This is a genomic window from Actinomyces sp., from assembly GCF_030530635.1.
Lineage (GTDB): Bacteria > Actinomycetota > Actinomycetes > Actinomycetales > Actinomycetaceae > Actinomyces.
Genome location: NZ_JAUMUL010000051.1, coordinates 1 through 25781, shown reverse-complemented (window position 1 = coordinate 25781; position 25781 = coordinate 1). Strand labels below are relative to the sequence as shown.

The 25781-nt window shown below is 68.0% G+C and carries 23 protein-coding genes; 15 read left to right on the top strand and 8 right to left on the bottom strand.

From position 1 onward, the window contains the following. The first annotated feature begins 251 nt into the window (after positions 1–251). A complete protein-coding gene (gene hrpA, locus Q4A20_RS11250; protein ID WP_303123008.1) occupies positions 252–4757 on the top strand; it encodes an ATP-dependent RNA helicase HrpA in 4506 nt (1501 codons plus the stop codon). Between the two features lie 262 nt (positions 4758–5019). Here hrpA and Q4A20_RS11245 read toward each other — a convergent pair whose 3' ends face one another. Both Q4A20_RS11245 and Q4A20_RS11240 read right to left on the bottom strand, forming a co-directional pair. Further along, the gene (locus tag Q4A20_RS11245; RefSeq protein ID WP_303123006.1) at positions 5020–6399 is read right to left on the bottom strand and encodes an FtsX-like permease family protein; all 1380 of its coding nucleotides are present in this window, start codon (positions 6397–6399) and stop codon (positions 5020–5022) included. Further along, the gene (locus Q4A20_RS11240) at positions 6396–7250 is read right to left on the bottom strand and encodes an ABC transporter ATP-binding protein (protein WP_303123004.1); all 855 of its coding nucleotides are present in this window, start codon (positions 7248–7250) and stop codon (positions 6396–6398) included. The genes Q4A20_RS11245 and Q4A20_RS11240 overlap by 4 nt, the downstream gene beginning before the upstream one ends. 141 nt (positions 7251–7391) lie before the next feature. Here Q4A20_RS11240 and Q4A20_RS11235 point away from each other — a divergent pair, with 141 nt between their 5' ends. Together Q4A20_RS11235 and Q4A20_RS11230 are read left to right on the top strand one after the other, a co-directional pair. After that, the gene (locus tag Q4A20_RS11235; RefSeq protein WP_303123002.1) at positions 7392–8744 is read left to right on the top strand and encodes a sensor histidine kinase; all 1353 of its coding nucleotides are present in this window, start codon (positions 7392–7394) and stop codon (positions 8742–8744) included. A gap of 96 nt (positions 8745–8840) precedes the next feature. Beyond that, positions 8841–9602 carry a response regulator transcription factor gene (locus Q4A20_RS11230; RefSeq protein ID WP_303123000.1) on the top strand — a complete coding sequence of 254 codons (762 nt, stop codon included), beginning with the start codon at positions 8841–8843 and terminating at the stop codon, positions 9600–9602. Between the two features lie 223 nt (positions 9603–9825). On the opposite strand, the gene cls is transcribed toward Q4A20_RS11230, so the two are convergent. Both cls and Q4A20_RS11220 read right to left on the bottom strand, forming a co-directional pair. Then, a complete protein-coding gene (gene cls, locus Q4A20_RS11225) occupies positions 9826–11343 on the bottom strand; it encodes a cardiolipin synthase (protein ID WP_303122998.1) in 1518 nt (505 codons plus the stop codon). A 131-nt stretch (positions 11344–11474) separates the two neighbouring features. Beyond that, a complete protein-coding gene (locus Q4A20_RS11220; protein ID WP_303122997.1) occupies positions 11475–12530 on the bottom strand; it encodes a hypothetical protein in 1056 nt (351 codons plus the stop codon). A 169-nt stretch (positions 12531–12699) separates the two neighbouring features. Between Q4A20_RS11220 and Q4A20_RS11215 the strand changes: the two genes are divergently transcribed. Continuing rightward, positions 12700–13218 carry a SprT-like domain-containing protein gene (locus Q4A20_RS11215; RefSeq protein ID WP_303122996.1) on the top strand — a complete coding sequence of 173 codons (519 nt, stop codon included), beginning with the start codon at positions 12700–12702 and terminating at the stop codon, positions 13216–13218. Between the two features lie 139 nt (positions 13219–13357). Then, the gene (locus Q4A20_RS11210; RefSeq protein ID WP_303123009.1) at positions 13358–13687 is read left to right on the top strand and encodes a heavy metal-binding domain-containing protein; all 330 of its coding nucleotides are present in this window, start codon (positions 13358–13360) and stop codon (positions 13685–13687) included. A gap of 22 nt (positions 13688–13709) precedes the next feature. On the opposite strand, the gene Q4A20_RS11205 is transcribed toward Q4A20_RS11210, so the two are convergent. After that, positions 13710–14732 (bottom strand): LacI family DNA-binding transcriptional regulator, encoded by a 1023-nt coding sequence (locus Q4A20_RS11205; RefSeq protein ID WP_303122993.1) that lies wholly within the window; start codon positions 14730–14732, stop codon positions 13710–13712. Positions 14733–15051: 319 nt separating this feature from the next. On the opposite strand from Q4A20_RS11205, the gene Q4A20_RS11200 reads away from it, so the two are divergent. The 7 genes from Q4A20_RS11200 to Q4A20_RS11170 all read left to right on the top strand — a co-directional run bounded on the left by Q4A20_RS11200 (position 15052) and on the right by Q4A20_RS11170 (position 21023). Continuing rightward, complete coding sequence (locus tag Q4A20_RS11200) at positions 15052–16374, top strand: MFS transporter (protein ID WP_303122991.1); 1323 nt, start codon at positions 15052–15054, stop codon at positions 16372–16374. 157 nt (positions 16375–16531) lie between these two features. Continuing rightward, positions 16532–17047: a flavodoxin gene (locus Q4A20_RS11195; protein WP_303122989.1), complete on the top strand. Its 516-nt coding sequence runs from the start codon at positions 16532–16534 to the stop codon at positions 17045–17047. A 289-nt stretch (positions 17048–17336) separates the two neighbouring features. Beyond that, complete coding sequence (locus Q4A20_RS11190) at positions 17337–17459, top strand: hypothetical protein (RefSeq protein WP_303122987.1); 123 nt, start codon at positions 17337–17339, stop codon at positions 17457–17459. Between the two features lie 136 nt (positions 17460–17595). Continuing rightward, on the top strand, positions 17596–17979 hold the full coding sequence (locus tag Q4A20_RS11185) for a hypothetical protein (RefSeq protein WP_303122985.1): 384 nt from the start codon (positions 17596–17598) through the stop codon (positions 17977–17979). Next, complete coding sequence (locus Q4A20_RS11180; protein WP_368502475.1) at positions 17900–18472, top strand: DUF6571 family protein; 573 nt, start codon at positions 17900–17902, stop codon at positions 18470–18472. Before Q4A20_RS11185 ends, Q4A20_RS11180 begins: the two co-directional genes overlap by 80 nt. Beyond that, complete coding sequence (locus Q4A20_RS11175) at positions 18459–19427, top strand: hypothetical protein (RefSeq protein ID WP_303122981.1); 969 nt, start codon at positions 18459–18461, stop codon at positions 19425–19427. The genes Q4A20_RS11180 and Q4A20_RS11175 overlap by 14 nt, the downstream gene beginning before the upstream one ends. Positions 19428–19457: 30 nt before the next feature. After that, entirely contained in the window at positions 19458–21023 is a 1566-nt protein-coding gene (locus Q4A20_RS11170; RefSeq protein ID WP_303122979.1) for a hypothetical protein, read from the top strand. 216 nt (positions 21024–21239) lie between these two features. Here Q4A20_RS11170 and Q4A20_RS11165 read toward each other — a convergent pair whose 3' ends face one another. From Q4A20_RS11165 to Q4A20_RS11155, 3 genes are all read right to left on the bottom strand, one after another. Further along, positions 21240–21770, bottom strand: coding sequence for a hypothetical protein (locus tag Q4A20_RS11165; RefSeq protein ID WP_303122977.1), 531 nt, complete (start codon positions 21768–21770; stop codon positions 21240–21242). Then, the gene (locus Q4A20_RS11160) at positions 21737–22141 is read right to left on the bottom strand and encodes a hypothetical protein (protein WP_303122976.1); all 405 of its coding nucleotides are present in this window, start codon (positions 22139–22141) and stop codon (positions 21737–21739) included. The genes Q4A20_RS11165 and Q4A20_RS11160 overlap by 34 nt, the downstream gene beginning before the upstream one ends. A 162-nt stretch (positions 22142–22303) precedes the next feature. After that, the gene (locus tag Q4A20_RS11155) at positions 22304–22924 is read right to left on the bottom strand and encodes a hypothetical protein (RefSeq protein WP_303122975.1); all 621 of its coding nucleotides are present in this window, start codon (positions 22922–22924) and stop codon (positions 22304–22306) included. Positions 22925–23212: 288 nt separating this feature from the next. Here Q4A20_RS11155 and Q4A20_RS11150 point away from each other — a divergent pair, with 288 nt between their 5' ends. The 3 genes from Q4A20_RS11150 to Q4A20_RS11140 form a co-directional block, all read left to right on the top strand. After that, positions 23213–23647: an L-rhamnose mutarotase gene (locus tag Q4A20_RS11150; RefSeq protein WP_303122973.1), complete on the top strand. Its 435-nt coding sequence runs from the start codon at positions 23213–23215 to the stop codon at positions 23645–23647. Positions 23648–23692: 45 nt separating this feature from the next. After that, complete coding sequence (locus Q4A20_RS11145; protein WP_303122971.1) at positions 23693–24982, top strand: MFS transporter; 1290 nt, start codon at positions 23693–23695, stop codon at positions 24980–24982. 84 nt (positions 24983–25066) lie between these two features. Then, the coding region (locus tag Q4A20_RS11140) for a TIM barrel protein (protein ID WP_303122969.1) at positions 25067–25781 on the top strand (715 nt) is incomplete at its 3' end.

The following is a 25781-nucleotide window of genomic DNA, read 5'->3' as shown; positions in this document are numbered from 1 at the left end:
AGGCTCCGTCGCCCTTCAGCAGACACCTAACCGGTGTAGTAGAGCACGAACCGGCGTAGTAGACGAGTTCAGCCGCGGGCGCCAACACGCCCTCGGCCCCGCATGTATCCGCCCGCCGGCGGGCACACCAGCACCGACCACACCCCAGAACCGGAAGAACCCTTACCTACCGACCTCGGCACGTAACTTCTACCGACCTCGGTGAGGGGAGGGGCGGGGACGAACGGGGATGGGGGACAATAGGCGGCCTGATGAGTGACAACGAGCGACCAACCCGGCGCGCGGACCGCCCTGAAGCCGGTAGCAACAACGGCGGCGGCAGGCGTGGGCGGCGTTCCCGAGGGTCCCGCCCGCGGCGCGGACGACGCCACGAGTGGCGGGGCTTCACCCCCGAGCAGCTCGCCTCCCGCCGCGCCGCCGTCCCGGTGATCACCTATCCGGAGGAGCTGCCTGTAAGCGCCCGCCGCGAGGAGATCGCCGCCGCCATCCGCGAGAACCAGGTGGTGATCGTGGCCGGGGAGACCGGCTCCGGCAAGACCACCCAGTTGCCCAAGATCTGCCTGGAACTGGGCCGCGGCATCACCGGAATGATCGGCCACACCCAGCCCCGCCGCATCGCCGCCCGTTCGGTGGCCGAGCGCATCGCCCACGAACTGGCCACCCCCATCGGTCCCGACGGTGTGGTCGGCTACCAGGTGCGCTTCACCGAGGAGACCGGTCCCAACACGCTGGTCAAGCTCATGACCGATGGCATCCTGCTGGCGGAGATCCAGTCCGACCCGCTGTTGCGCCGCTACGACACGATCATCGTGGACGAGGCGCACGAGCGCAGCCTCAATATTGACTTCATCCTCGGCTACCTGGCCCGGCTCCTCCCCCAGCGCCCGGACCTGAAGGTCATCATCACCTCCGCCACCATCGACTCCGAGCGCTTCGCCGCCCACTTCGGCCGGGAGGCGCCCACCGCGCAGGACCTCCCACCCGCCGGAGCCGACCGGGCCGACACCGCCCACCCCGGCGCTGCCCGGGTGCCGGCACCGGTGATCGAGGTGTCCGGGCGCACCTACCCGGTGGAGATCCGCTACCGGCCACTGGTTCTCGACCCCAGGGACCCCGACGACACTGATGCCGGGTCCTCCGCCAACGCCGCCCCCGGGGCACCTGCGGAAACCGAACGCGACCAGGTCACCGGCATCCTCGACGCCGTAGACGAACTCATGGCCGCCGGAAACGGCGATATCCTGGTCTTCCTGGCCGGTGAGCGGGACATTCGCGATACCGAGTCTGCTCTCGTTGACCACCTGGGTCCGCGCTACACCCCGCACGGGCGCACCTCCACCCCCGGCGCCGTCGAGGTGGTGCCCTTGTTCTCACGCCTGTCCGCCGCCGAGCAGCACCGCGTGTTCGAAGCGCACACGTGCCGGCGCATCGTGCTGGCCACCAACGTGGCCGAGACCTCCCTGACCGTGCCCGGCATCCGCTACGTGATCGACCCGGGCCTGGCGCGCATCTCCCGTTACTCCAACCGCACCAAGGTGCAGCGCCTGCCAATCGAGCCGATCAGCCGCGCCAGCGCCAACCAGCGTTCCGGGCGCTGCGGGCGCGTCGCCGACGGCATCGCCATCCGCCTGTACTCCCGGTCCGACTTCGAATCGCGCCCGGAGTACACCGAGCCGGAGATTCTGCGCACCTCCCTGGCCTCGGTGATTCTGCAGATGGCCGCCCTCGGCCTGGGGGACGTGCGGAACTTCCCATTCCTGGATGCCCCCGATGCCCGCGCCGTGCGGGACGGCATCCAGTTGCTGGGCGAGATCGGCGCCATCGAGTCGGCTGACGGCGGAACCGGCCGGCGCCGTCGGGGCGGCCGGGGCGACAGCGCCGGCGGACCGCGGCTGACCGAGGTGGGCCGGCGCCTGGCCCGACTGCCCATCGACCCGCGGCTGGGGCGCATGCTGCTGCAGGCCGGTGAACTCGGCTGCGTCAGCGAGGTCATGGTGATCGTGGCAGCGCTGTCCATGCAGGACGTGCGCGAGCGCCCGGCCGACCGTCAGGAGGCCGCCGACGCCCTGCACCGGCGCTTCGCCGAGCCGACCAGCGACTTCCTGACCTATCTGAACCTGTGGCGCTACCTGCGCACCCAGCAGCGCGACCTGTCCGGCTCCGCCTTCCGGCGCATGTGCCGCACCGAGTTCCTCCACTACCTGCGGGTGCGCGAATGGCAGGACGTGTACAACCAGCTGCGGCAACTCGCCCGCCCGCTGGGGCTCGACGCCGCCCCCGTAGATCTGCCGACCACGAGCGCCGTACGGGCTGCGGCCGCCGGCCTGGAGCCGGGCACGCAGGCGGCCACCATCGCTCACGGGGACGTGGCGGCCGCCGTCGTCGCCCTGGGGCGCAGTGCGGACACGCCCAGCGCGGACGCCATCCACCGCTCCCTGCTGGTGGGGCTGCTGTCCAATGTGGGCACCTGGGATGAGCGCCGCCGGGAGTATGCGGGGGCGCGCGGCAGTCACTTCGTGATCTGGCCGGGCTCGGGGCTGCGCCGCAAGACCTACGACTGGGTGATGACGGCGGAGCTGGTGGAGACCTCCCGCCTCTTCGCCCGCACCGTCGCCAAAGTGGACGTCCGCTGGATCGAGGAGACAGCCGGGGCGGCCGGGCTACTGCACCGGGTGTACGGAGAGCCGTACTGGTCCACACGTCGCGGCGCCGCCATGGTGCATGAGAAGCTGCTGCTGTACGGGATGACCCTGGTGGCCGACCGCCCGGCCACGCTCGCCTCGGTGGGTACGGCCGATGCGCGCGAGTTGGCGCGGGAGATGTTCATCCGCTCCGGGCTGGTGGAGGGCGGCTGGCACGCCCGCCACGGCTTCGTGGAGCGCAACCGGGAGCTGCTGGAGGAGCTGGCCGACGTCGAGCAGCGGCGCCGCGAGCACGGGCTGCTGGCCGGCGACGAGGCCCTGTTCGACTTCTATGACGACCGCCTGCCCGACGACGTCTGCGGCGCGATCGACTTCGACGCCTGGTGGAGGCGGGAGCGGCACCGGAGTCCGGAGCTGCTCGACTTCACCCGGGAGCTGCTGCTGCCCGGCGGGGACGACACCGCCGGCTACCCCGACGCCTGGGTGCAGGGCGACCTCACGCTCGGCCTGGAATATGTGTTCGAGCCGGGTACCCCGGCCGACGGCGTGAGCGTGCTGATTCCGGTGGAGGTGCTGGGGCGGTTGGCCCCGACGGGTTTCGACTGGCTGGTGCCGGGGCTGCGCCCCGAACTCGTGGTGGCCACCATCCGCGCCCTGCCCAAGCGGGTACGCCGGACCCTGGTGCCGGCGCCCGACGTCGGGGCGCAGGTGTGGGAGGCAATGCGCCGGGATGTGCCCGGTGTGGCCGGGGGTGCGGGGGCGCCGTCGGCGCCGGAGGCCTCCTTCCAGGAGGCCTTCACGGAGGCGGTGGCGCGCCTGCGGCAGGTGGAGATCACCGAGGCCGACTGGGAGGAGGCCGCCGCGAGGCTGCCCGCGCACCTGCACATGGCCTTCGTGGCCGTGGACGGGGCCGGCCGGGAACTGGACCGGGATAAGGACCTGGTGGTGTTGCAGCACCGCCAGGCCGGACGCACCGAGGCGGCCGTGCGCGACGCCGTGCATGGCGCCATCGCCCAGGCCATGGCCGATGCGCAGCGTTCCCAGGGGCGACGTCGGGGCGGGCGCGGCAAGAGCCGCGGCCAGGGCGGCGACCCGGACGCGGGCGCGTTTGCCTCCCGAAAGGCCGGGGGCAATGCCGCGCCCGCGGCGGACGGCAAGGGGACCCGCGCCGTCGGGCCGGGCCTGGCCGAGCGCAAGGGCCTGGCCGACTGGCCGGTCGGCGTCACCGGCCTGGAGGGCCCGGAGCGCTCCACGATTCCGGCCACGATCGAGACCCCGGGCACGGCCGGTCTGGTGGTGCGCGGTTACCCGGCGCTGGTGGCGACCGGGGCGCGGGGCGCGGATCTGCGGATCCTGCCCGACGCCGTCGCCCAGGAGCGCGCACACGGCGCCGGGGTGACGGCGCTGGCGCTGGCTCGTACCGCCCTGCCCACGGCCCGCATCACCTCCCGGTGGAACCCCACGGAGACGCTGACGCTGTCGGCCAGCCCCTATCAGAGCACCGAGGGGCTGGTGGAGGACATGCAGCTGACGGCCGCGAGGGTGGTTGCAGATCGGTGGGCTTCCACGCAGCACACGCCCCTGGCCGGGGTGCGGGCGCGGGCCGTGTTCGAGGAGCTGGTGGCCACCATGCGTCAGGAGCTGGAGGATGAGGTCTACCGCGTGGCGCAGGTGTCCGCCAAGACGCTGGCCGCGCAGCGAGAGGTGGAACGGGAGGTCTCCGCCCACACCTCCCTGGCGCTGCTGAGCACGCTGCAGCAGGTGCGCGAGCATGCGGCGGCACTGGTGTACGACGGTTTCATCGCCGCCACCCCACCGGAGCAGTTGCGGCACCTGCCCCGGTATTTGCAGGCCTTGGCGATGCGCGTGTCTAAGGCGGAGTCCTCCCCCGGCCAGGATGCGGCGCTGGCCTACCAGTTGGAGCAGGCCGAGCAGCTGCTGGCCGATGCCCGTAACCGGGCTGCCACGTTGCCGCCGGATCCCGAGCGGGAGGCCGTGCTGACCGAGGCGCACTGGCTGCTTGAGGAGCTGCGCGTGAGCCTGTTCGCGCAGAGGCTCGGCACCGCCCGCAAGGTCAGCGTGCAGCGCATCAGCAAGCTGCTGGCGAAGGTGTGACGCCGGGCTGAAAAGAGCACGGACAGCCGCCAGTCGGCCCGTCTGGCGCGGACCCGCCGCCTGCATATCACGACCTTTGGGTACGTTCCACGACCCCCGGGTGGTCGTGATCTGTACCCCAAGGTCGTGGAATGCGGTGCGATGCTGTCGAGTCCCCCACCCGCCCCAGCGTGGCACCCCTCCTTCCCCTGGGCGCCGAGATCCACAGGCAGCGTCGGACGCACCGCGCCGCTGGCTAATGATTGGCACCGACCACTCCGGCTCAGTCCCGCGCGTGGAGGAGTTGCGCCACGGTTAGCTCCCGGCCTGCCCGCGCGGACATGACCACGGACACGCAGGTCGTCGCCAGTGTCAGCCCTCCCACTGTGCCCAGCTCCGCCCACGGGCCCCGCCCGATCGTGGCCAGCACGCCCTCCCCGGAAGCGGCGGCCATGAAGGCGCCGGCGATCACCGAGACGAGCAGACCCAGCGACACCGCAGCCACCGCATGCAAGGCTCCCTCCAGAACCTGCGCCCCGAGTACCGTGCGCTTCCGAGCGCCGGCCGCCTCCAGCAGCGCCGCGTCACGACGCCTGCTGCTCGCACTCATGGCGATCACTGCCACTCCGCCGCTCCACGCAGTCACCAGGGCCAGACCGAACATGGACAGAAAACCGGACAGACGCATGCTGCCCAGCCCGGCGCGCACGGCACCGAACATGACCACCACCAGGCCGATCGCCACCAGAAACGGCAGCACCGTCGCCGCGGACCGCCGCGACTGCAACGACGCCGTCCTGGTGGCCACCAGCCAGGCGGGGCCCCGCGCCGGCAGCAGCCCGAGCGCGCTCTCGATCACCGGCACTAGCCACGGAGCGAGCATGCACACCAGCCCCAGGGCGCTGAAGGACCCTAGGATCGCAGCATTTACGGCCTCATCGGTCATCGCCCCGGAGCGGTTCGCTGTCACCGCCGCGCCAGCTACTCCGGCCGCGAGCCCGCCAACCAGCGCCAGCCTGACCATTACCCCGAGCACGCGCCGCAGGCTCCAGGTGGCCCCTACGGCGCGGCCCGCGATCAGCTCCACTTCAGTGGCACGGGCGGCCCGCCGCGCAGCGCCCCAGCCGCCAAGCATGACGCCCCCGGCAACCACCAGCGCGGTCCAAATCAGGTCGCCCGGCTCCCACTGCGCCCTGGTCCCGGGCAGGGCCGCCTCCTGATCTATCAGCAGCGTCACCATCATGCGGGCGACCGGCCATCCGAGCACCCCGCCGCCCAACGACCCCAGGGCGCCGACTACGCCGAGTTGGCCGAGCAGGATCGCGCGCAACGTCCCAGGGCGCATCCCCAGTGCCCGCCACAATCCATGGTCGCGCTGATGCTGGGCGATGACGAGTGCCGCCGTTGACGTGAGCACCGCCGCCGTCGCCAGTACCACGGCGGAGACGATGAAGGCGCTGACCGTGTGGGCGGCGTCGGTCATGCTGACGCGGATGGGAATGCCCCACTGATTTGTGCCAGTGGCGGCGGCCGCAGACCTGAGCGAGCCACGCATGGCCATGAACTGGCCGGATACACATGCCCCGGCCACCACCGCGACCACGCAGGCCCAGGTCCAGGAGGAGGCATGCCGCCGCAGGTCGGCGAGCAACAGCCGGATCACCGCCCCTCACCTCCCCGGCGGGTGCGCAGGACGGCGCGGGCGACGGCGTCGGCGTCGCCCCCCGGCATGGCGCCCACGATTTGCCCCGCTGCCATTACCAGGACCTCGTCGGCGCGGGCTGCCGCGGAGGCGTCGTGAGTGACCATGAGCACGGTTGCCCAGGGCGTCAATTCACGTAGCCAGTCCAGCACGCCCGAGCCTGCGGCAACGTCCAGCGCCGCGGTGGGCTCGTCGGCGAACACCACGTCCGGCCGGGACGCCAGAACCCGGGCGATGGCCACCCGCTGCCGTTCCCCGCCGCTGAGTTCATGGGGCAGATGCCGGGCCTGACCGCTCAGTCCGAGGCGCTCCAGGGCGTCGTCGACGGCGGCCCGCGGCAGCGGACGGCGGCGCAACCGCCCGGGCAGGGCGACGTTGTCGCGGGCGGACAGGGAGGTAACGAGGTTGTCATCCTGGAAGATGAAGCCGACATGGTCGGCCCGGAAGCCGGCGGCGTCGCGGGGACGCAAAGCGGTGGTGTCGGTGCCGAGGAGCCGCACCGTCCCGGCGGTGGGATGGTCCAGGCCGGCGACGCATTGCAGCAGGGTCGACTTCCCGCAGCCGGAGGCGCCCACCAGGGCGGTGAAGCTGCCGGTCGGCAGACGCAGGGCAACATCGTCGACGGCGGTGACAGCCGCCCGCCGTCGTCCGGGCAGAGTGAAGACACGTCTGAGCGCGACCACGTCGATCGCCGGAGTGCCGCTCCGGATTGCGTGAGGGCCGCCGGCTGTAGGCGCGGAGTCGAGCGTCTGCGCGGCCGTTGCGGCAACCGGCCCGGCCGCCGCATCGGCGTGATAGGTGGAAGAGGTCATGGCGGTTATGAAACCCGGCCCTCCCCGGCCGGGTCACTGGCCCTGACACCCGTGTGCAGGCCGGCCGGTGGTGTCAGGGCCACCCCGCAAGCGGGTGCTGGCACCCGTGTGCGGCACGGTCCGTGACCGTAGGGTCTACACATGTCCATCGCAGCCGACACCGCCAGTCCCGGGTCCGCCAGCACTGGCGGCAATCTCCCCGCCGTTGCCGACGCCGCGAGCACCCGCCGCGGGCGAGACCGCGCGCTGCGGGTACTCGCCGAACTGGTTCACGCGGCGGTGTTTCTCCCCCTCGTGATCGTCGCGATTCCACTGCTGCTGGGCTTTCACCTGACCATCCCGCTGTTGGCCGAGGCAGACCGGGCGCTCGCCCGCATTGCCGGCGCGAACACCCCAAGCGCGCTGCCGGCCGGGGTGCGGCGGCGGGCGTGGCTACTGGGCCGCATCGCTCATGCCGGTTTCTGGAAACAGGACGTCCCCCTGGTTCTGGGCGGGACCCTGCTCAGCGCAGTCAGTTTCTTCATCACCGGCATGGGTGGGGCGCTGGTCGGCGTCCTGGCGGCCTCGCCCTTCGCCGCCTCGCCCGAGCAGCCGATTGAGCTGACATTCTCGGATCTGCCCGGGTGGTCGCAAACGGCCACATCCTTCGGACAGATCTGGTGGATGGAACCGATCGCGCTGATCGGCCTCGGGCTGCTGCTGGTACTGGTGGCGGCACTGGGCCGGCTGCGGTGTCGCATGACAGAGGCTCTTTCCCGCCCCGACGATGACGCGCGTCTGTCTGCGCTGGCCGCCGAGGTGGGGCACTTGCACTCCAGCCGGGCCACGCTCATAGATGCCTTCGACGCCGAGCGCACCCGCATCGAACGGGATCTGCACGACGGCGCCCAGCAGCGGCTCGTCTCCCTGTCCATGCGCCTGGGCACGGCAGAGCTGCACACCGATCAGCTGGCCCATGTCGACGACTCCGCCAGGGCCGCAGTGCTCGCGGCCCTGCACACAGATATCCGCGCCGCGCAGGAGGAGGCGGAGGCCGTGCTGCGCAGCCTGCGGGAGACCGTCCAGGGCATCCGTCCGGCGATCCTGACCGAACGCGGCCTGATCCCGGCGCTGCACGACCTGGCCGGGCGCGCGCCCCTGCCCACGGCCGTCGCAGTCGTCGGCGAGGAGACCGACCTGGCGGCAATCACCTCCCCGGTGGCGACCACCGTCTACTTCACCGTCACCGAGGCGCTCACCAACGCGGCCAAACACGCCGGGCCCAATGCGCGGGCCCGGGTTGAGCTTACGGCGACTGCCAGGGGACTGACCGTGATCGTCGCCGACGACGGCGTGGGCGGCGCCGCTCCGCACGTGCCCGGGGCCACCGGCCTGGCGGGGATGGCGCAACGGTTGGACTCCATCGGAGGAAGTCTGGAGATCGACTCGCCTCCGGGCGCCGGCACCAGGCTGACGGTGAGTGCCCCACTGACCCCACCGTGGGCACGGGACTGATTCATCCGAGTGGGCACAGTCCGCGCATCGCCGTCGGCGCGCCCCGTGCCACGGGCGCCCGCCTCGCCGAGTCGCCGTCTGCGGCAGGATGTGTCCATGAGGATCGTGCTCGCCGACGACGCCGCCCTGCTGCGCGAGGGCCTGGCCGGCCTGCTCACGGCGGCCGGGTACGAGGTGGTGGCGCAGGTGGCTGATGCCTACGCCCTGCGGGAGAAGGTCGAGCAGCTGTCCGCGGCGGGGGCGCTGCCCGACGTCGTCGTCACCGATGTGCGCATGCCTCCCACCGGCACCGACGACGGCCTGCGCGCCGCCATCGGCCTGCGCGCCGCCCATCCGGGGCTGCCCGTGATCGTGTTGTCCGCGTATGTTGCCGGCCCTTATCTGCGCGAGCTGCTCGACGGCCCGGACGCCGCCGCGGGCGGAGTCGGCTACCTGTTGAAGGAGCGGGTCGGCCGGGTCAGCGACTTCACGCACAGTCTGGACATAGTGGCCGCCGGCGGGGTGGTGGTAGACCCGGAGGTCCTCGCCCAACTGATGCACGCCGACAATGCCCCGCCGTCCGCGGATGCTGGGAGCGGGCTCACCCGCGTCGATCGGTACGAGCGGGGCGCGGCGGCCGGAACCCCTGGGCCGGGGAAGCAGCACGCCGCCCTGGCGCGGTTGACTCCGCGTGAGCAGGAGGTGCTCGCCCTAATGGCGGAGGGGCTGTCCAACCCGCAGGTGGCTGAGCGGCTGGTGCTGTCCGACGGCGCCGTGGCCAAGCATGTAGCGAACATCTTCGCCAAGCTGGATCTGCCGCCCGATCAGAGCAATCGGCGGGTGCGCGCGGTGCTGACCTGGTTGCGCGCCCGCGCCTGATCGATTGCGTGCACCGCTGCCGGAGGTACCGGCTTCGCGTGCTTACTCGTTTGCCTTAGGTGACGGTTCATTCTGAACCACGGCGGTTGGGCACTTGCCACTGACGCTTCGGTACTTCAGACGACGGTACGCGCCCCTCCCCCAACAACCGTCAGGTCAACACGCCCTCAAACCGGAAGAGCCGGTTGTGTCTACCGATCTCGCGGGGCATGGGCGCCGGGCTTCACAGGACGGCGGACACCAGCCGGCAGACGTTGTCCACGTACCGCCGCCACCAAGGCTCCTTGGCCCACTCCTCGACGGTCAGCTCGGTGGACACACGCCGGTAGTAGGCGTCATTCTCCCGCAACAGATCATCCAGATCCCCTCCGAAGGCCAGCAGCATCATCTCGTAGTTCAGCGCGAAGGAGCGGAAATCCATATTGGCGCTGCCGATCACTGCAGCCTCGCCGTCCACGGTCATGTACTTGGCGTGCAGCACGGTCGGCGCCGGATACCGGTAGATGCGCACCCCGGCGGCGAGCAGCGCCCCGTAGTAGGAGCGCTGAGCGTGGTTGACGATCAAGTGGTCGGACTCCTTGCCCACGAACAACTCGACGTCGATTCCGCGGTAGGCGGCCGTGGTCATGGCCGCCAACAGCGCCTCATCGGGGATGAAGTAGGGGCTCGTGATCGACACGCGCCGGGTGGCGTTCTCGATCAGGGACAGGCACATTCGCAGATTCGGTTCGGTGGGGTAGCCGGGGCCGGAGGGCACCAGCTGCATGGCGTTGACCACGGCGCCGGGCCGGTCCGGCTGCGGCGCAGGAGTGCCCACCGGGGGGCGGCGGGCCAGCAGTTCATTCACATCGGGCGCCCCCGGGAGCGCGTCCCGCACCGCCAGCACTTCGCCGGACTCGAAGAACCAGTCCATTGCGAATACCGTTTCGGCCTCGACGACGATGTCGCCGGTGACCTCCACGGACAGGTCCGCCCAGATACGTCCAGCTCGGATATTGGAGCGCAGCCGGTAGGTGGGATCGATGATGTTGTGGGAGCCGATGAAGGCGCGCTCACCGTCGACCACCAACACCTTGCGGTGGTTGCGCAGGTCGGGCCGGCGGAAGCGGCGCTTGTGGGGCAACAACGGCATCATGAGCCGCCACTGGATGCCCGCGGCGGTGAGGCGCCGGCCGAAGTCCCTCCAGCCGGGATACTTGCGCGAGCCCAGGTGATCCACCAGCAGTCGCACCGTCACCCCACGTGCGGCGGCCCGTGCGAGCGCGGAATAGAAGACATCGGTGACCTCATCCCAACTCTGGATGTAGAACTCGACGTGCACGTGATGCCGGGCGGCGTCGATGACCCGCGCCATGGCGGCGTAGGTCTGTGCGGCCTGTGCGTGCAGGGCCACGACCTCGCCGGTGACGCACGGCAGACCGGTGAGCCTCCGGTTCATGCGCAGCACCGAGCCGAGATGGGGTGAGGGCCGGGCCCCGGCAGGCGCGTCGGGCATGCCCTCGGTGAACTCATTGACGGCGGCATTGGCCTCGAGCTGCTGCTGGTAACGCTTGCCGTGCACCCGGGGGCTGCCCAGGAACACGTACAGCGGCAGCCCGACCACGGGCAGCAGGAAGATGAGCAGCAGCCATGCCGTCGACGATGACGGGCGGCGATTCTCCGGGATGATCCCGAGCGCCACGATCTTGATCGCGTATTCCAGGACGACCCACATGGTCGTCAGCACCGGGTGCCACTCCATACGGCCAATCCTCACACGGCACCCGCGACCCCGATACCGGTCCTCCGGCGCGTCCGCCCACCCCGTACCGTTCCGATACCTGCGACCCAGTCTCGACACCGCCCGGCAGTTCGTCGCCAGGAGCGCCCGGATCAGTCGGCGGTCGACGGCGTCGGGTCACCGAAGAGGGCGCGGTAGTATCCGTAGAAGTTCCAGTTGCCCCAGCTGGTGCAGTCGTCGCCGCCGTCGGCGGCCGCCGCATTGGCCAGGTAGGGCGTGTAGTTGTACAGGCCGGCCGTCGCCTGGTTGGCCGCAGTCAACTCCCCGGAGCCACACAGGGAGTTCGGCGAGTAGGCCAGCTGGGTCGTCGCGCCCGCGACCACCTGGAACCCGTCAGGGTCGAGACGGTAGGTCTGAAACTGGGAGGCGGCCCCGTAGACCTGACGGAAGAAGCCGGCATACTCCGTGTCGCATTCCTGCCCATCAGGGCAGGCGTAACCGGCGGCCGCCTCATAGCGGCGCGCGTTCAGGTACCCGCCCGAAACGGTCAGGAGTCCCTGTTCCTTGTGCAGCAGTACGAGTAGCACACGCGGGTTGATGTCGCAGGAGGTGGCCACTTGGGAGATGATCTGGGCGGCCGTCTCCCCCTCCGCCGCGGTGTATCCGCCGGGGCAGGCGGTAGTGGCCTTACGGTTCTCGGTGTCGAAGGTGGCATCGGCCAGGCAGGGCGTTCCATCCGTGCCGGTTAGGCAGCCCTCGTTGACCGTGGTGATGAAGGAGGCTATGTCGCCGGCCGTCATGGTGGTGGAGTCGTAGAAGACGTCGTCGTCTATGATGTGCTCGGCATCGAAACCGGTCATGTCTCGGGAGACGGCGGCGGGCTCGGTGTACACGGTGGTGGTGGCGGCCGGCGCCGGGGCGACGTCGACGGCGTTCATCACCAGCAGGCCGAGTATCAGCGTGACCACGAAGGAGACCGTGAAGATGCCGACCGATCCGAAGTGGCGGGACCGGCGTCGCCCGCTGCGGCGGGCGCCTCGGCGGGAGGCGGGCCGGCGTGATCCCGCGCGGGCCGCCTTGGCCAGCCGAGTGCCGCGCTTGGACGTCGGCGTACGCCTACGGCTCGCCGCCGCCCGGCGATCATTGGCGGGGTAGCGCGTGCGGCCTTGTGGGGAACGGCGGGTAGGCCGGTCGGGAGGACGTGACATCGGGGCAATGCTGCCACAGGCCGCCACCGATCGCGCAGTTCCGGCTTCCTGATCACACCCGACGCACCGGCCCGCAATCCCGAGAAAGGACCGCTGCCGTTGTACGCACCGGTGATCGCCGGGTGAGCACGGCGCCGGCGCCTCGCTCCTTTCATCTAGGCTCAGATACATGGATCTGCCCGAGGTACTGCCGCTGGCCCGGCTCCTCATGGCCGAGCACGGCGTCGGCGACTGGTCCGTGTGCTTCGATCGGGCGCGACGACGTGCCGGGCAGACGGATCACTCCCGCAGACGCATTACCCTCTCGCGCCACCTCATGGCGCTGTACGACGAGGCCGAGGTGCGCGAGACGGTGCTGCACGAGATCGCCCACGCCCGGGTGGGTGCCGCACACGGGCACGACGCCGCCTGGCGTGCGGAGGCCCACCGACTCGGGGCCAGCGGGGAACGTCTAGTGAGTAGCCGCACACCGCGGGTACCGGGCCGCTGGGTGGGCACCTGCCCGGCGGGGCACACCGTGGACCGCATGCGCCGTCCGGCGCTGCCCTGTTCCTGTTCTCGCTGTGCGCGGGGTTTCAACGCCGCGCACCTGCTGAGCTGGTCCTACGACGGCGTTCCCATGACCCCGCAGGAGATCGGCGCCGGTTATGCCCGAGCCCTGGCCGCACTGGAGCGAAGCGGCGGCTGAGTCGTTCCTCCCCGGTAACGAGCGCGAGATCACCCATGGGAACGAGTCCCGGGGTCGCGCTGCCACGCAGAATGATATCCGCGGTGCGGATATGCGCCGCGAGACCCGCAATCGCATCTACACCACTCGGAGACAAGAGATGATCGTCACCACCACTCCCACCGTTGAGGGGCACCCCGTCACCCAGTACCTGCGCGTTGTGTGCGGAGAGACGATCGCCGGGGTGAACATGTTCAAGGACATCGCCGCCGGTTTCCGCAATGTGGTGGGCGGTCGCTCCCAGGCCTACGAGAACGAACTGATTCAGGCCAGGGAGACGGCCCTGGCGGAAATGGTCCAGCGCGCGCTGGAACTCGGCGCGGAAGGCGTGGTCGGCGTCGACATCGACTATGAGACCCTCGGCACCGACAATGGCATGCTCATGGTGACGGCCTCCGGCACCGCGGTGCGCTTCTCCCAACCGCGGTAAGCGGGCAGCGCCCCGGCGGCCGTCATGATCGCGGCCGCCTGCCGACGGTGGACTCGCGCACGATGAGCCGAGGCGGGAAGGTGATGTGCCGGATCGTGCCGTCATTGGACAGCAGCATGTCTGCGGCCGCCGCCCCCATCTCCCGCATGGGCTGACGCACGCTGGTAAGCGGAGTGATGAGCTCGGCGGCGACAGAGACGTCGTCGTAGCCGACGATGGCCACATCCTCGGGAATCCTCAGGCCGCGACGGCGGACCTCTCGCATGGCGCCGATGGCTATCTGATCGTTGGCGCAGATAAGCGCCGTCGGCCGCGGCTCACCGCCCAGCAGGGCGGCTGCCCCGACGGCGCCCGCATCGGCGGTGAAGCCCTGGCCGGCGCTGACGGCCTCGATCTCGGTCAACGCCTCCGCCGGGTCCAGGTTCGCCTCTGTCAAAGCGGTGATGACGCCGTCACGCCGGTCGACGGCCTGCCGCACCGTCAGCGGACCATTGACGAAGCCGATACGCCGGTGACCGAGTTCGATCAGGTGGGCCGCCGCCGCGCGGGCACCGGCCACGTCGTCTCCGGAAACGGTGGACAGCTCGGCCGAGAGCGGCGGATGGTCCATGAGCACCACGCGGATGCCGCGTCCGGCCAGGACCGCCAGATTGTCCAGAGTGGAGGCGGAAGGCGTGACGATGACGCCGCGCACGTCCATGCCCGCCAGCAGGCTCATCAGATCGCGTTCACGCTCAGGGTCGGAGTCGGTGGAGCCGAGCATGGGGACGTGTCCGTCTTCGCGTAGTCGGTCCTCGATTCCGCGCGCCGCCTCGGTGAAGAAGGGGTTGGAGATGTCGTGGACCAACACGCCCACCAGAGAGGAGCCGCCGTGGCGCAGGCGGCGGGCCGTTTCGGAGCGGACGAAGCCGAGCTCATCAATGGCGGCGCGCACGCGATCACGGGTGGACTGGGCGACGCGTTCGGGGTGATTCAGCACATGCGAGACGGTTCCCACCGAGACCCCCGCCCGGTCGGCGACGTCACGAACCGAAGGCCGTGGCATGGTCGCTCCTTCCTGTCGAGCCCAGCGCCTGAGTCCCGGCCGCGCCACCACAACCGCCGCAGCACGGACATAGACCACTTACGGGCACCATCATTCCAGTTCGACGGCCGTGTCGGTGCCGCTACCGCATCCGAGACCTCAAACCGCTACACTCAAACGATTCAAGCAAAACGCCTCCACTCTTGCGGCGAGACACAGCACCTGCTATCTTCCTACCGATTGATTCGTTTCAACGTGTGGTTCCAGAATCACCCGGCCGCCCCCAGCGAGCCGAGCCGACCGCAGCGTCAACGAGCCAGATCCGTTCAAAGGAGAGCAAATGACCATAAGTACCCCCAACCGGCAGCCCAATCCCTGGTTCGTGGGCATCGTCTCCGGCATGGCGTCCTACATCGACGCCTGCGCCATCGTCTCCAACTCCACCGCCCTGGTCATCTACCAAGACGCGCTGGGGATCAGCAACAGTCAGGTGGGCCTGGCCTCATCGGCGCTGACTCTTGGCATTGCCTTCGGCGCCCTGTTCGGCGGGCCACTCGGCGACCGCTTCGGCCGCAAGCACGTCTTCTCCGCCACGATGCTCATGATCGTCTTGGGGGCGACCTGCCAGGTATTCGCCCCGAGCTTCCCGATCCTGCTCGCCGGCACCATCCTCGTGGGCCTCGGCACCGGCGCCGACCTGCCGGTCTCCCTGGCCACCATCGCCGAATCCGCCACGGACGAGAATCGCGGCAAGATCATCGGTCTGTCCAATATGCTGTGGACCGGCGGAATCCTCGGCGCGGTCGTCGCCGGCGCCGTGGTCGGCAACTGGGGCCGGCTGGGCGGCCAAGTCATGTACGGCCAGGTCCTGGTCATTGCCCTGATCACGCTGCTGCTGCGCCTACCCATCCCCGAATCCGAGGTCTGGCTGGCCGCGCGCCGCGAACGCGAGTCCGGCACGGGCACCGTTCGCGCCGAACGGGTCACCATCGCCACACTGCTCAAGCCGCCCTACTTCAAGCCCTTCATCGCGCTGATCTTCTTCTACGCCCTGGTCAATATCCCCGCCAACACCGGCGGTCAGTTCACCACCTGGATCAACCACCACATCATCGGCATGGATATCGCCTTCTCCAACCAGATCGGCCTGCTCATGATGCCGCTCGGCTTCATCTGGGGCGTCTGGTTCATGCGGATCGTGGACACGCCCAAGCGCATGAACTACTTCTACCTAGGTGCTGCCTGCTACGTCGGTGCCTACTTCATCTACATCATCGGCGGCTTCCACGTGTGGAGCTACATCGCAGTCTCCTTGATCAACGGCTTCGGCGGCGCCTTCGCCTTCGAGGGCATCATGAAGGTGTGGACGCAGGAGTCCTTCCCCACGCTGGTGCGCGCCACCGCCCAGGGCGACATCGTGTTCGTCGCCCGGATCGTCGCCGCCCTGGCGGCCTCGGTCACCCCGTCGCTGATGAGCCTGAGCCCGCGCGTGGCCTACATGGTCCTGGCGGGCTGCGCCATCGTCGGCTACGCCTTCGCCATCTGGGGTTTCCGCGGCAAGCAGCGCAACGAGTTCGCCGTCGAGCACCATGCGGAAGCCGACGTCGCCGCAGCCGAGGATGCGGGACTGGACTTCACCGTCTCCCCCGAGCCCAAGCACTGAGCCCAGGTTCTTACCGGACAACCAGCGCCGTCGTCGTCCCCCGATTCCGGGTGGCGACGACGGCGCCGCCTCCCCCGCGTTGACTGCGGACGTCAATGCCGCCACGCAGCCGCATCGTTATCATTGCCTACATCTACTCCCAAAGGAGGGACCCGTCATGACCGCTCAGAACAGCACGGGCTCGAGAACGCTCGTCGTCCACTACTCCGCCCACGGGCACACCCGCCGCGTGGCCGAGACCATCACCCGCACGCTGGGCGCCGACGCCTTCGTACTCGCACCCGCCGATCCCTACTCCGAACCCGACCTGGACTATAACGACCCGCGCAGCCGAGTCTCGCGCGAGCACCTTAATCACGGCATGCGCCACGTGGAGTTGGTACAGGACACCCCGGACGGATTCGCCGATTACGACACAATCCTGATCGGATACCCCATCTGGTGGGGAGAGGCCTCCTGGGTTCTGAACGAATTCGTGAAGAACAATGACTTCACGGGCAAGACCGTGGCCCCGTTCTGCACCTCGTTCTCCTCCCCGGTCGGCGCCAGTGCCCGCGAGCTGGCCGCCCTGAACCGGACGGGGGACTGGAGGTCGGGCACGCGCCTGGAGGCGGCTGTTGACGCCGACGGCGTGCGCCGCTGGCTGGACCGGCTCGGAGTCGCGGCGCAGTAACGGCGTTAGCGAAGCAGTAGCGCCGCATCCACTCCGGCAATCAAGCACTCTGCTGTCGTGGGCTCATGACCACCTTGTGCATCCGCGATGTTGACGAGGACGTTGCCCGGGAGTTGCGTAGGCGGGCGGCCGCTTCTGGGATGTCGCTGTCCGCCTACGTAGCCTCACAGCTGGCAGAGTTGGCATCCCGGCCGACGAATCGGCAGTTTGTGGAGCGCTTGCGCTCGCGCGATCGCACTGGCGGCCCTAGCACTGAACAGATTCTGGCCGCCGTGAAAGACGCCCGCCGATGATCGTCGTCGACGCCTCGGCCACGATCGAGGCGCCCACGGGTCATACCGCCAACGAGGAACTCCTCGACGCATTCGCGCAGCACACCTCGTCGGCGCCGGCTGCCATTCCGCCCAGGTGATCATCTTCCCGCGCTAGCGGATGGCCGGCGAACGGCCTTCTTGTGACGGGGGCGCGATGCCTGGGGTAGGTTGATCCCGTTGTTACCCGGGCGCCCGCCCCTTCCCAGACCACCGCAACCGAAAGCCGAGGCCCCGATGCCCTCCTACTACTACGACGACGATGCCGGCGGCGGTGACGCCGACGCCGTCATGGTGAACAACCCCAAGCTGGAGGCGATCCAGGAGGTCAAGGCCCAGGCGCAGACCTCACAGTCCAACCTCCGCGAGTGGGCACCGGCTTCAACCACGGGCTCTGCGGCCCAGTACAGCGAGACCTTCGACGCCGGACTGAGCGATGAGGTGTGGACCTCGCCTGTGGCCGACGACTACCGCACCAAGATCGATGCGGCCGACTCCAAGGCTGACGGAATAATCGAAGGCATCATCTCGGACCTGACAGATGCGGAGAACGCCATCTACGACGCCGGACAGGACCGAGTGCCACAGGACTCGCCCCTGGCCAACTGGCCCAACACCTGACACCCCCGCCAAAACGAACCAGCCCCTGAAAGACTCGGAGCACCCAGCCCTGGCCTACATCAAGATCAACACCGACAAGATGCAGACAGTCATCAACAACCTTGAGGACCGCGCCTACGCGATCGAAGAGGAACGCAGCGCCATCAAGCGGACCAGTGAGTACAACCACGACCCGGTGGACTCCGTGGTCGATGCAACCGACTCCCTGCCCGGATTCCTGACTCCGGGACCCGGATCGAGAACCCTGGCGGCCTACGCGTCCACCATGCGCGATCTCGCCGAGGAGCTGCGCTCGCGCCGCCAGGAGGCCATCGACATCAACGAGTCCGGCATCACCATGACCAACCCCGACGGCACCCTGTCCTACTACCTACCCGACCCACCACCAGGCACCACCGACGAGGCCGCCTATCACCACCCGCGACGGCCGCACCATCACCGCACAGGAGCGTGCCGACCTGCTGTTCTCCCGGACCTGGGTGCGCGGGAATGAGGAGGCGCTGACCGCCGCGTACGCCGGGGTCTCCAGCAAGCGCGGGAGCACCGACGGCGGCTTGGACGGACGCGCGACCTGGGCCTGCGGCCAGGCACTGGACTACTTCGGCGGTCATGACTTCTCCAAGTCCTCTGAGCAGACCAAGGTCAACCTTGGCGTGTTCGCCGGCAACCACGCCGCCGAGATCACCGGCATGACCACCGAAAAGGATCCGAATCTTCAGTATGGTTACGCCACCGCCAAGGACCACGCCCACAACGCCGAGTCCAAGCGCAAGGCTTTGAAGCATGTGGTCGCATCCATCGCCGACTCCGACGACGCGATATCCGCGGCCGGGCAGGGGATCGCGAACTACACCGAGCGCGCCGCGCACGCCGAGGCCGCCGAGGACCTCCCCACGGATGAAACACCCCCGACGCCCGAGCAAATCCAAGACGCTCAAAAGGGCATGAACCGCGCCTACAACAATGGGAGGAACGCGGCGGCCTGGGTGGATGAGATCGCCGACCAGGCCAATGATCGTACGAACACCCGACGCGACAGAGAACGCGCGCAGGCCGGCGCCGCCTTCGCCATCGTAGGAGCAATCCCCCACCCCGCCGCCGCAGCCGTGTCCGCCGCGGGCTCCACCGGACTGTCGCTGTGGGAGGCAGCCTCCAATGACACCGCCACCGACCTGCAGGTCGACGCCACCGCCTACAACGCCAGCATCACCGAGGTCGCCGTCCAGCACGGGCTCGTAGACGAGAGCTACTTCCCCGACGCCGATGACCCGCAGTCCTGGTACGACCCGGAAACCAAGACCATCACCATCACCGATGACGCCCAGAAGGAGCAGTTCCAGCAGTGGTGGGCCACCAACGGAGACGACATCGGCCTGTCCGAAGGCCTGATGACCGTCAGCCAAACCGCGGCCGACCCTAAAGACACCGAACTGCCCGAAGACTACTGACACAACCACCATCACCGGCAGCGCACAACCATGAACCCAACCAGCCCTACCATAGACGACAACGACACCACTCAGGACTCTGGCACGAGCCGTCCGAGACTACGCATACTGGCCACCCTGCTCGCCATCACCGCCCTGTGCGCCGGAGCCCTGACCTGGTGGTGGCGTCCCTGGGACCAGGAGGAAGCTCTGCCACCGCCGCCGGAGGCCGTATGTCAGGACGTCTACAACACCGCCGAACTCGACCAAATCCTGGGCAGCAGTATCGGCAGTTACACGATACAGAGCTACGGCGGCTGGGATAGGCGTTGCACCGTTTTATCGGGGATGCCCGCGGCCACAAACTCCAGAGGCTACGAACTGGACGACACCATCATGTACATCGAATACTGGCACGACGAGGAGTACGACGCCGGCAACGGTTACAAGTGGACCGATGAGACCATGGCCGCAGACACCGAGAACGGCGTCCAGAAACTCCACACCCCCGAACTGGATGGCAACACCTACCTCTGGGTCAGGGAGTCCGGCTCAGAAAACTATGTGCACGGCATCTGGTTCAGAGACGACTTCACAATAGTCGTTGACCTACCCCGGCCGGAAAACAGTCTCGACGGCCCCAAAACCATCAAAGAGGCCATGGACGTCATGCCCGAGCTACTGACCTACATCGTCACCCAAGCGCAAGAACACCACGCCATCCCAAACCCCAAACCCCAAACCCAGCAAAACCCCCACCAGCCAACCAACCGGCACAGCCGACATCCCCAGCACGGAGCCGACATCCACCATCACCGGCAGCGCACAGCCATGAGCTCAACCAGCCCCACCACGGACCACAACGACACCACCCAGGACCCCGACACGCGTAAGCCGACGAGACGCATACTGGCCATCCTGCTCACCATCACCGTCCTGTGCGCCGGGGCCCTGACCTGGTGGCGCCCCTGGGATCATGAGGAAGAGGCTCCGTCACCGGAGGCCGTATGCCAGGGCGTCTACAATACCGCCGAGCTCAACCGAATCCTGGGCAGCCACATCGGCAGCGACCATGTACTCGACTATGGGGGCTGGAATAGGCGTTGCACTGTTTTGTCGGGAATGCCCGCAGCTACGGACGCCAGAGGGTACGAACTTGACGACATCATTATGTTCATCGAATATTGGCACGTCAATGAGCACCAAGCCGGAAACGGCTATAAGTGGACCGATGAGACCATGGCCGCAGACACCGAGAACAATATCCAGAAGCTAGACATTCCTGAACTTGAGGGCCACACCTACCTCTGGGTCGCACCGATTGGCTCAAGGGACTATGCGCACGGCATCTGGTTCGGAGACGGCTTCACAATAGCAGCGGTCATTCCCCATCCGGAGAGTAATCTCGACGGTCCCAAGACTATACAGGAGGCCATGGACGTCACGCCCGAGCTACTGACCTACATCGGCACCCAGGCACGAGAACATCACGCCATTCCAAACCACAGGTCCAGCAAGACCCCCAGCACCCCCGCCCCATCCGACGCAGCCGACACCCCCAGCACGGCGCCGACATCTACCAGCAACCAGCCCACCGGCACTCCAACCGCATCCTGACCCGTGGACTTGGAGTACTAGGTCATAACGGCGCCGGAAATAGGTTGAACGTCGAGAGTGCTCTAACCGAATCGGCATTGATGGCAAGCCAAGTACTTGCTGTAGCGCGAACGCGTTCACACGCGTCCATAAACGGCGAGAACTGGCAAACCGTGCCGGCTCAGCACGGACCCGAGCCTCGGCACTCCGTTCCACAAATCAAGCACAGCGCTCTTTTTACTGCTCGTCGGTGGGGCGGACAATAATCGTCTGGATTTCGGCTACGGGGATGGTGGTGGTTGTGCTGGTGGTGTGGGTGTTGAGGTTGCCGGTGGCGCCGTCGGTGGCGGTGTATTCGATGGCGTAGGTGACCTTGATGTCTACGGGGGTGGTGTTGTCCTTGAAGTGTGCGCTGGAGCGATCGAAGATGATGACGCAGTCAGTGCCGATCCGATCGTTGTCCTCACTCCACGGGATACCGAACCCGGTGCACTTGGCGACCCCATCCTTGGGCTGAAGAGTAAGCATGGAGGCGGTGGCGGTGATGGTGGCGGTCACGGGGCCGGCGGTGGCGGTCACGCGTACTTCCTTAGGGGTGTCGCCGGTGGCCCACACCCAGGTGTCCCAACCCACGATCGTCGCCTGCATGCTGCCGTACATCGGGTTGTAGCCGATCGTGGCGGTGGGGATCGTGACCGCATCCCACGCCGCCCGCGCCAACGTCGCACCGTCAATCACCGGCTCCGGAGCCGCACTCCCGGCGGGCACGTAAACCGGATCATGCTCGGCGAGGTAGGCATCTTCAATCTCGCGAAGCTGCGCTTGTCATCCTCCGCCATGTACAGCACATCACAGGTCGGGAGGTACCAGTAGCCCTCGGTATCATCCGCATAGGACTCGTAGTCGGGGAAGTGAGTCTTGTACTCCTCGACCGAGCCGCTGCGGATGAAACGCAGGTATTCAGCGGCCTTCCCCGAGTCGATCCACTCCGCCCGCTCCGCCCCAGTGTCACTACGCTCATACCAGCACACCGGATGCACACTCGCGGTCACCGACTGCGACGACACCACACCACCAGAGCTACCGCCCGAGCCGTCCGCCGCAGCCGACACGAACTCCGCAGACACCGCAATCTGCACCGAACCATCCCCACCCGCAGACACCGAACCAGAAGACGAACCACCAGCAGCGTCCTTTCTCTGCTCGAAGGCCCAGGCTGGAGCTGCGGTTGCGAGTGGGACCGCCAACAGTAGCATCGCGCCTACCAAGGAGACTAGTTTCCGAGTCATCCGCGCCATGGCTCACACCGTGCACTCGTTGGTCGACAGGTACTCCTCGACGGATTCCTTCCAGGCACCGTCCTCATAAACCATGGTGATCCTGATCTTGTAGCGCACCTGCAGAGTCTCAGGATCACTGACATCATTGCCGTCAGCGTCATAGTGGACCAGGTCTGTCTGGTCGTCACAGACCTCGACCGTGGCTTTAGGCGGCGAGGCATAGGGAGACGTCAAATACACCGAGGTCACTGCGACCCTCACCGTACCGTCGGTGTGTCCGGCGACGGTCTGATCCAGGTTGTTTTTAAGTCTTTGGTATGCCTCGGTGGTCATGAGGGGTTCGGCGTTCTCCACGCCGGTGCGGGTGAACCAGATGTTCCAGGTGACCTGGTCGTAGTGGACGAAGGCCTTGAGCACCTCGGTCTGCAGCTCGTCCAGATCCTCGGGGATCGCGGTCACTATGTAGCGGTCAGTGGACAGTGACTCCGCGGTGACCACGCCTGCGGCCTCCGCCGAGGCCGCCGCAGACGCGGACGCAGCCGCGGCGGCCGCGGACTCCGAGGCCTTGGCCGAGGCCATCGTCTCGGGGTCAAAGGTGCCGATACCCAGGGGATTGTCGTCAGAGCTGGACGAGCACGCCACCACCGGTGCGCAGGCCAGCAGCAGCGCCGCGGCGCCATCGGGGTGAAGCTGTTGGGAAACGAGTCATGGGAAGTTCCTCGCATATGAGGCTGACCTGCAGGTCACGTCATCAGGACGTTACGTAGTTTCACACACCCAGATGTCCTACACAAGCAACTAGGTGGTCCACGTGACTCTTGCACACCCCTTGACTCTCGGGCAGCCGCGGGACTATGGTCGCTTTGAAACGGTTCATACCGCTACTGACGCCCCGGCCCCGCCGCGGCACAATCCGAACAAGGACGTTCCATGGCCGACTCTCCCACCACCGACTCTCCGACAGCCGGCGCCCCGCCGTCCCCGGCAGTCGATGCCACCGCCGCCGTCCCGGCCGCCCTCACCGAACTGCTGAACACCACCACGGCCCGCTCGCCTCACCGCTGCTGCTTCCTACTGCAGGTGCGGCCGGACCGGATCACCGAGTACGTCGAGGTCCACCAACACGTGTGGGAGGAGATGCGCCTGGCCCTGACCCGCTGCGGCTGGCACAACTACTCCCTCTTCCTGCGCCCGCAGGACGGGCTCGTCGTCGGATACTTCGAGTCCGACGACGCCGCCGCGGCCATGGCCGCCATGGAGGACGAGCAGGTCAACACCCGCTGGCAGGCGGAGATGGCCCAGTACTTCGTCCAGCCCGACGGCGGCACCTCCGCCGTCCTGCCCCAGTACTTCTACCTTCCCTGACGCTCCCCGCACCACCCACTCCACCCCGAACACCAGGAGGAACCCGTGGCCCGTAAGCCACTGACCGGCTGGCAGGCAACCGCCGCCGTCTCCATGTCGAACTACATCGACTCCGGCTCCATCATCGCCATCGCCACCTCGCTCGGCTTCTGGGGCGCCGCGTACTTCCCCGGCGATGACGGCACCATCGCCGGCCTGCTGGCCGCCTTCAGTTCCAACGCCTTCGGCGCCGCCATCGGCGCCCTCATCGGCGGCCCGCTGTGCGACAAGTACGGGCGCAAGTTCATCTACACCTACGACCTGCTGCTCTACGCGCTCGGCGGCCTGATCGTGGTCTTCACCGCCAACCTGCCCATGCTGTTCACCGGCTTCGTGATCGTCGGCCTGGCCGTGGGCGCCTCGGTTCCCGCCGGCTGGACCTACATCGCCGAGTTCGCCCCCACCGGCCAGCGCGGCAAGCACATCGGCGCCACCCAGTTGGCCTGGTCCTTCGGCCCCTTCATCGGCTTTGGCCTGGCCGCCGCCCTGGCCCCGCTGGGCCTGCTCGGCAGCCGCATCATCTTCGCCCACCTGGTGGTGATCGCCCTGGTCACCTGGTACATCCGGCGAGGCCTGGAGGAGTCCGAGACCTGGGAGCAGGCCAAGGGCGGGGCACAGGCCAAACCGCCGTCGATGTGGGCGGCCTTCCGCAAGCTGTTCAATCGCCGCGTCAACATCACCGCACTCATCTTCCTGGCCGTCATCTACACCTGCTGGAACCAGGCCGCCTCCCAGAACGGCATCTTCCTGCCCACGATCCTCGGCTCCATGGGCTACGAGACCATCCAGACCGACCTGTTCTCCATGCTGTCGTGGGGCTTCGTGATCGTCTCCACCTTCATCTTCATGAACCTGGTCGACCGCGTCCCCTACCGCTGGCACTTCCTGGTCGGCGGCCTGGCCGCCATCGTCTCCTGGATCGTCCTGGTCTTCGGCCCCTCCGACGCCGCCTGGACCGCCTTCGGCTACACCATCATCTGGGGCCTGTCCGCCGGCCCGTCCGCCCAGGCCTTCTACTCGGTGTGGTCGCCGGAGCTGTTCGCCACCCCGTACCGCTCGGCCGCGCAGGGCATCGTCTTCTTCGCGGTCCGCCTGGCATCCGGCCTGATCTCGCTGATCTTCCCGATCATCCTCAAGTGGGAGAACGGCCTGATGATCGACGGCCTCATCCTCATCGGCTTCCTCGTCGTCTCCACCCTGGTGGGCACCGTCGGCGCCCCGCGGACCCAGGGCAAGTCCCTGGCGGAAATCGAGCTGGAGCGCTACGGGGAGCACGTCACCAACGCCAACGCCTGACCGCCGTCGGCTCCAGGCACCTGACCCGCACCACCAACCAACCGAACCAACAATCCGCGCCGAACTCACGAAGGAGAGCACATCATGTCGGCAACCACACCCTCGCTATCCGACCTCAGCGCCGAGGCCCGCAGCCTGCTTGAGACCCAGACCATTGAGCTGCCCAGCTGGGCCTTCGGCAACTCCGGCACCCGCTTCCGCGTCTTCACCACCGCGGGTGTGCCCCGCGACCCGTTCGAGAAGATCGACGACGTCGCCCAGGTCAACAAGTACACCGGCGTCACCCCCCGGGTCTCCCTGCACATCCCGTGGGACAAGGTCGACGACTACGAGGCGCTGCGCAAGCATGCCGAGGACCGGGGCGTAACCATCGGCACCATCAACTCCAATGTCTTCCAGGACGAGGACTACAAGCTCGGCTCCCTGACCAATGCCGATGAGAGGATCCGCCGCAAGGCGATCGACCACCACCTGGAGTGCATCGACATCATGCGCGCCACCGGCTCGCCCGCCCTGAAGATCTGGCTGGCCGACGGCACCAACTACCCCGGCCAGGACTCCATCCGGGCCCGGCAGGACCGCCTCGCCGACGCCCTGGCGGAGATCTACGCCGCGCTCGACGACGATCAGCAGCTGGTCCTGGAGTACAAGTTCTTCGAGCCGGCCTTCTACCACACCGACGTGCCCGACTGGGGCACCTCCCTGGTGCACTGCCTGGCGCTGGGCGAGCGCGCCAAGGTGGTGCTCGACACCGGCCACCACGCCCCGGGCACCAACATCGAGTTCATCGTCGCCCAGC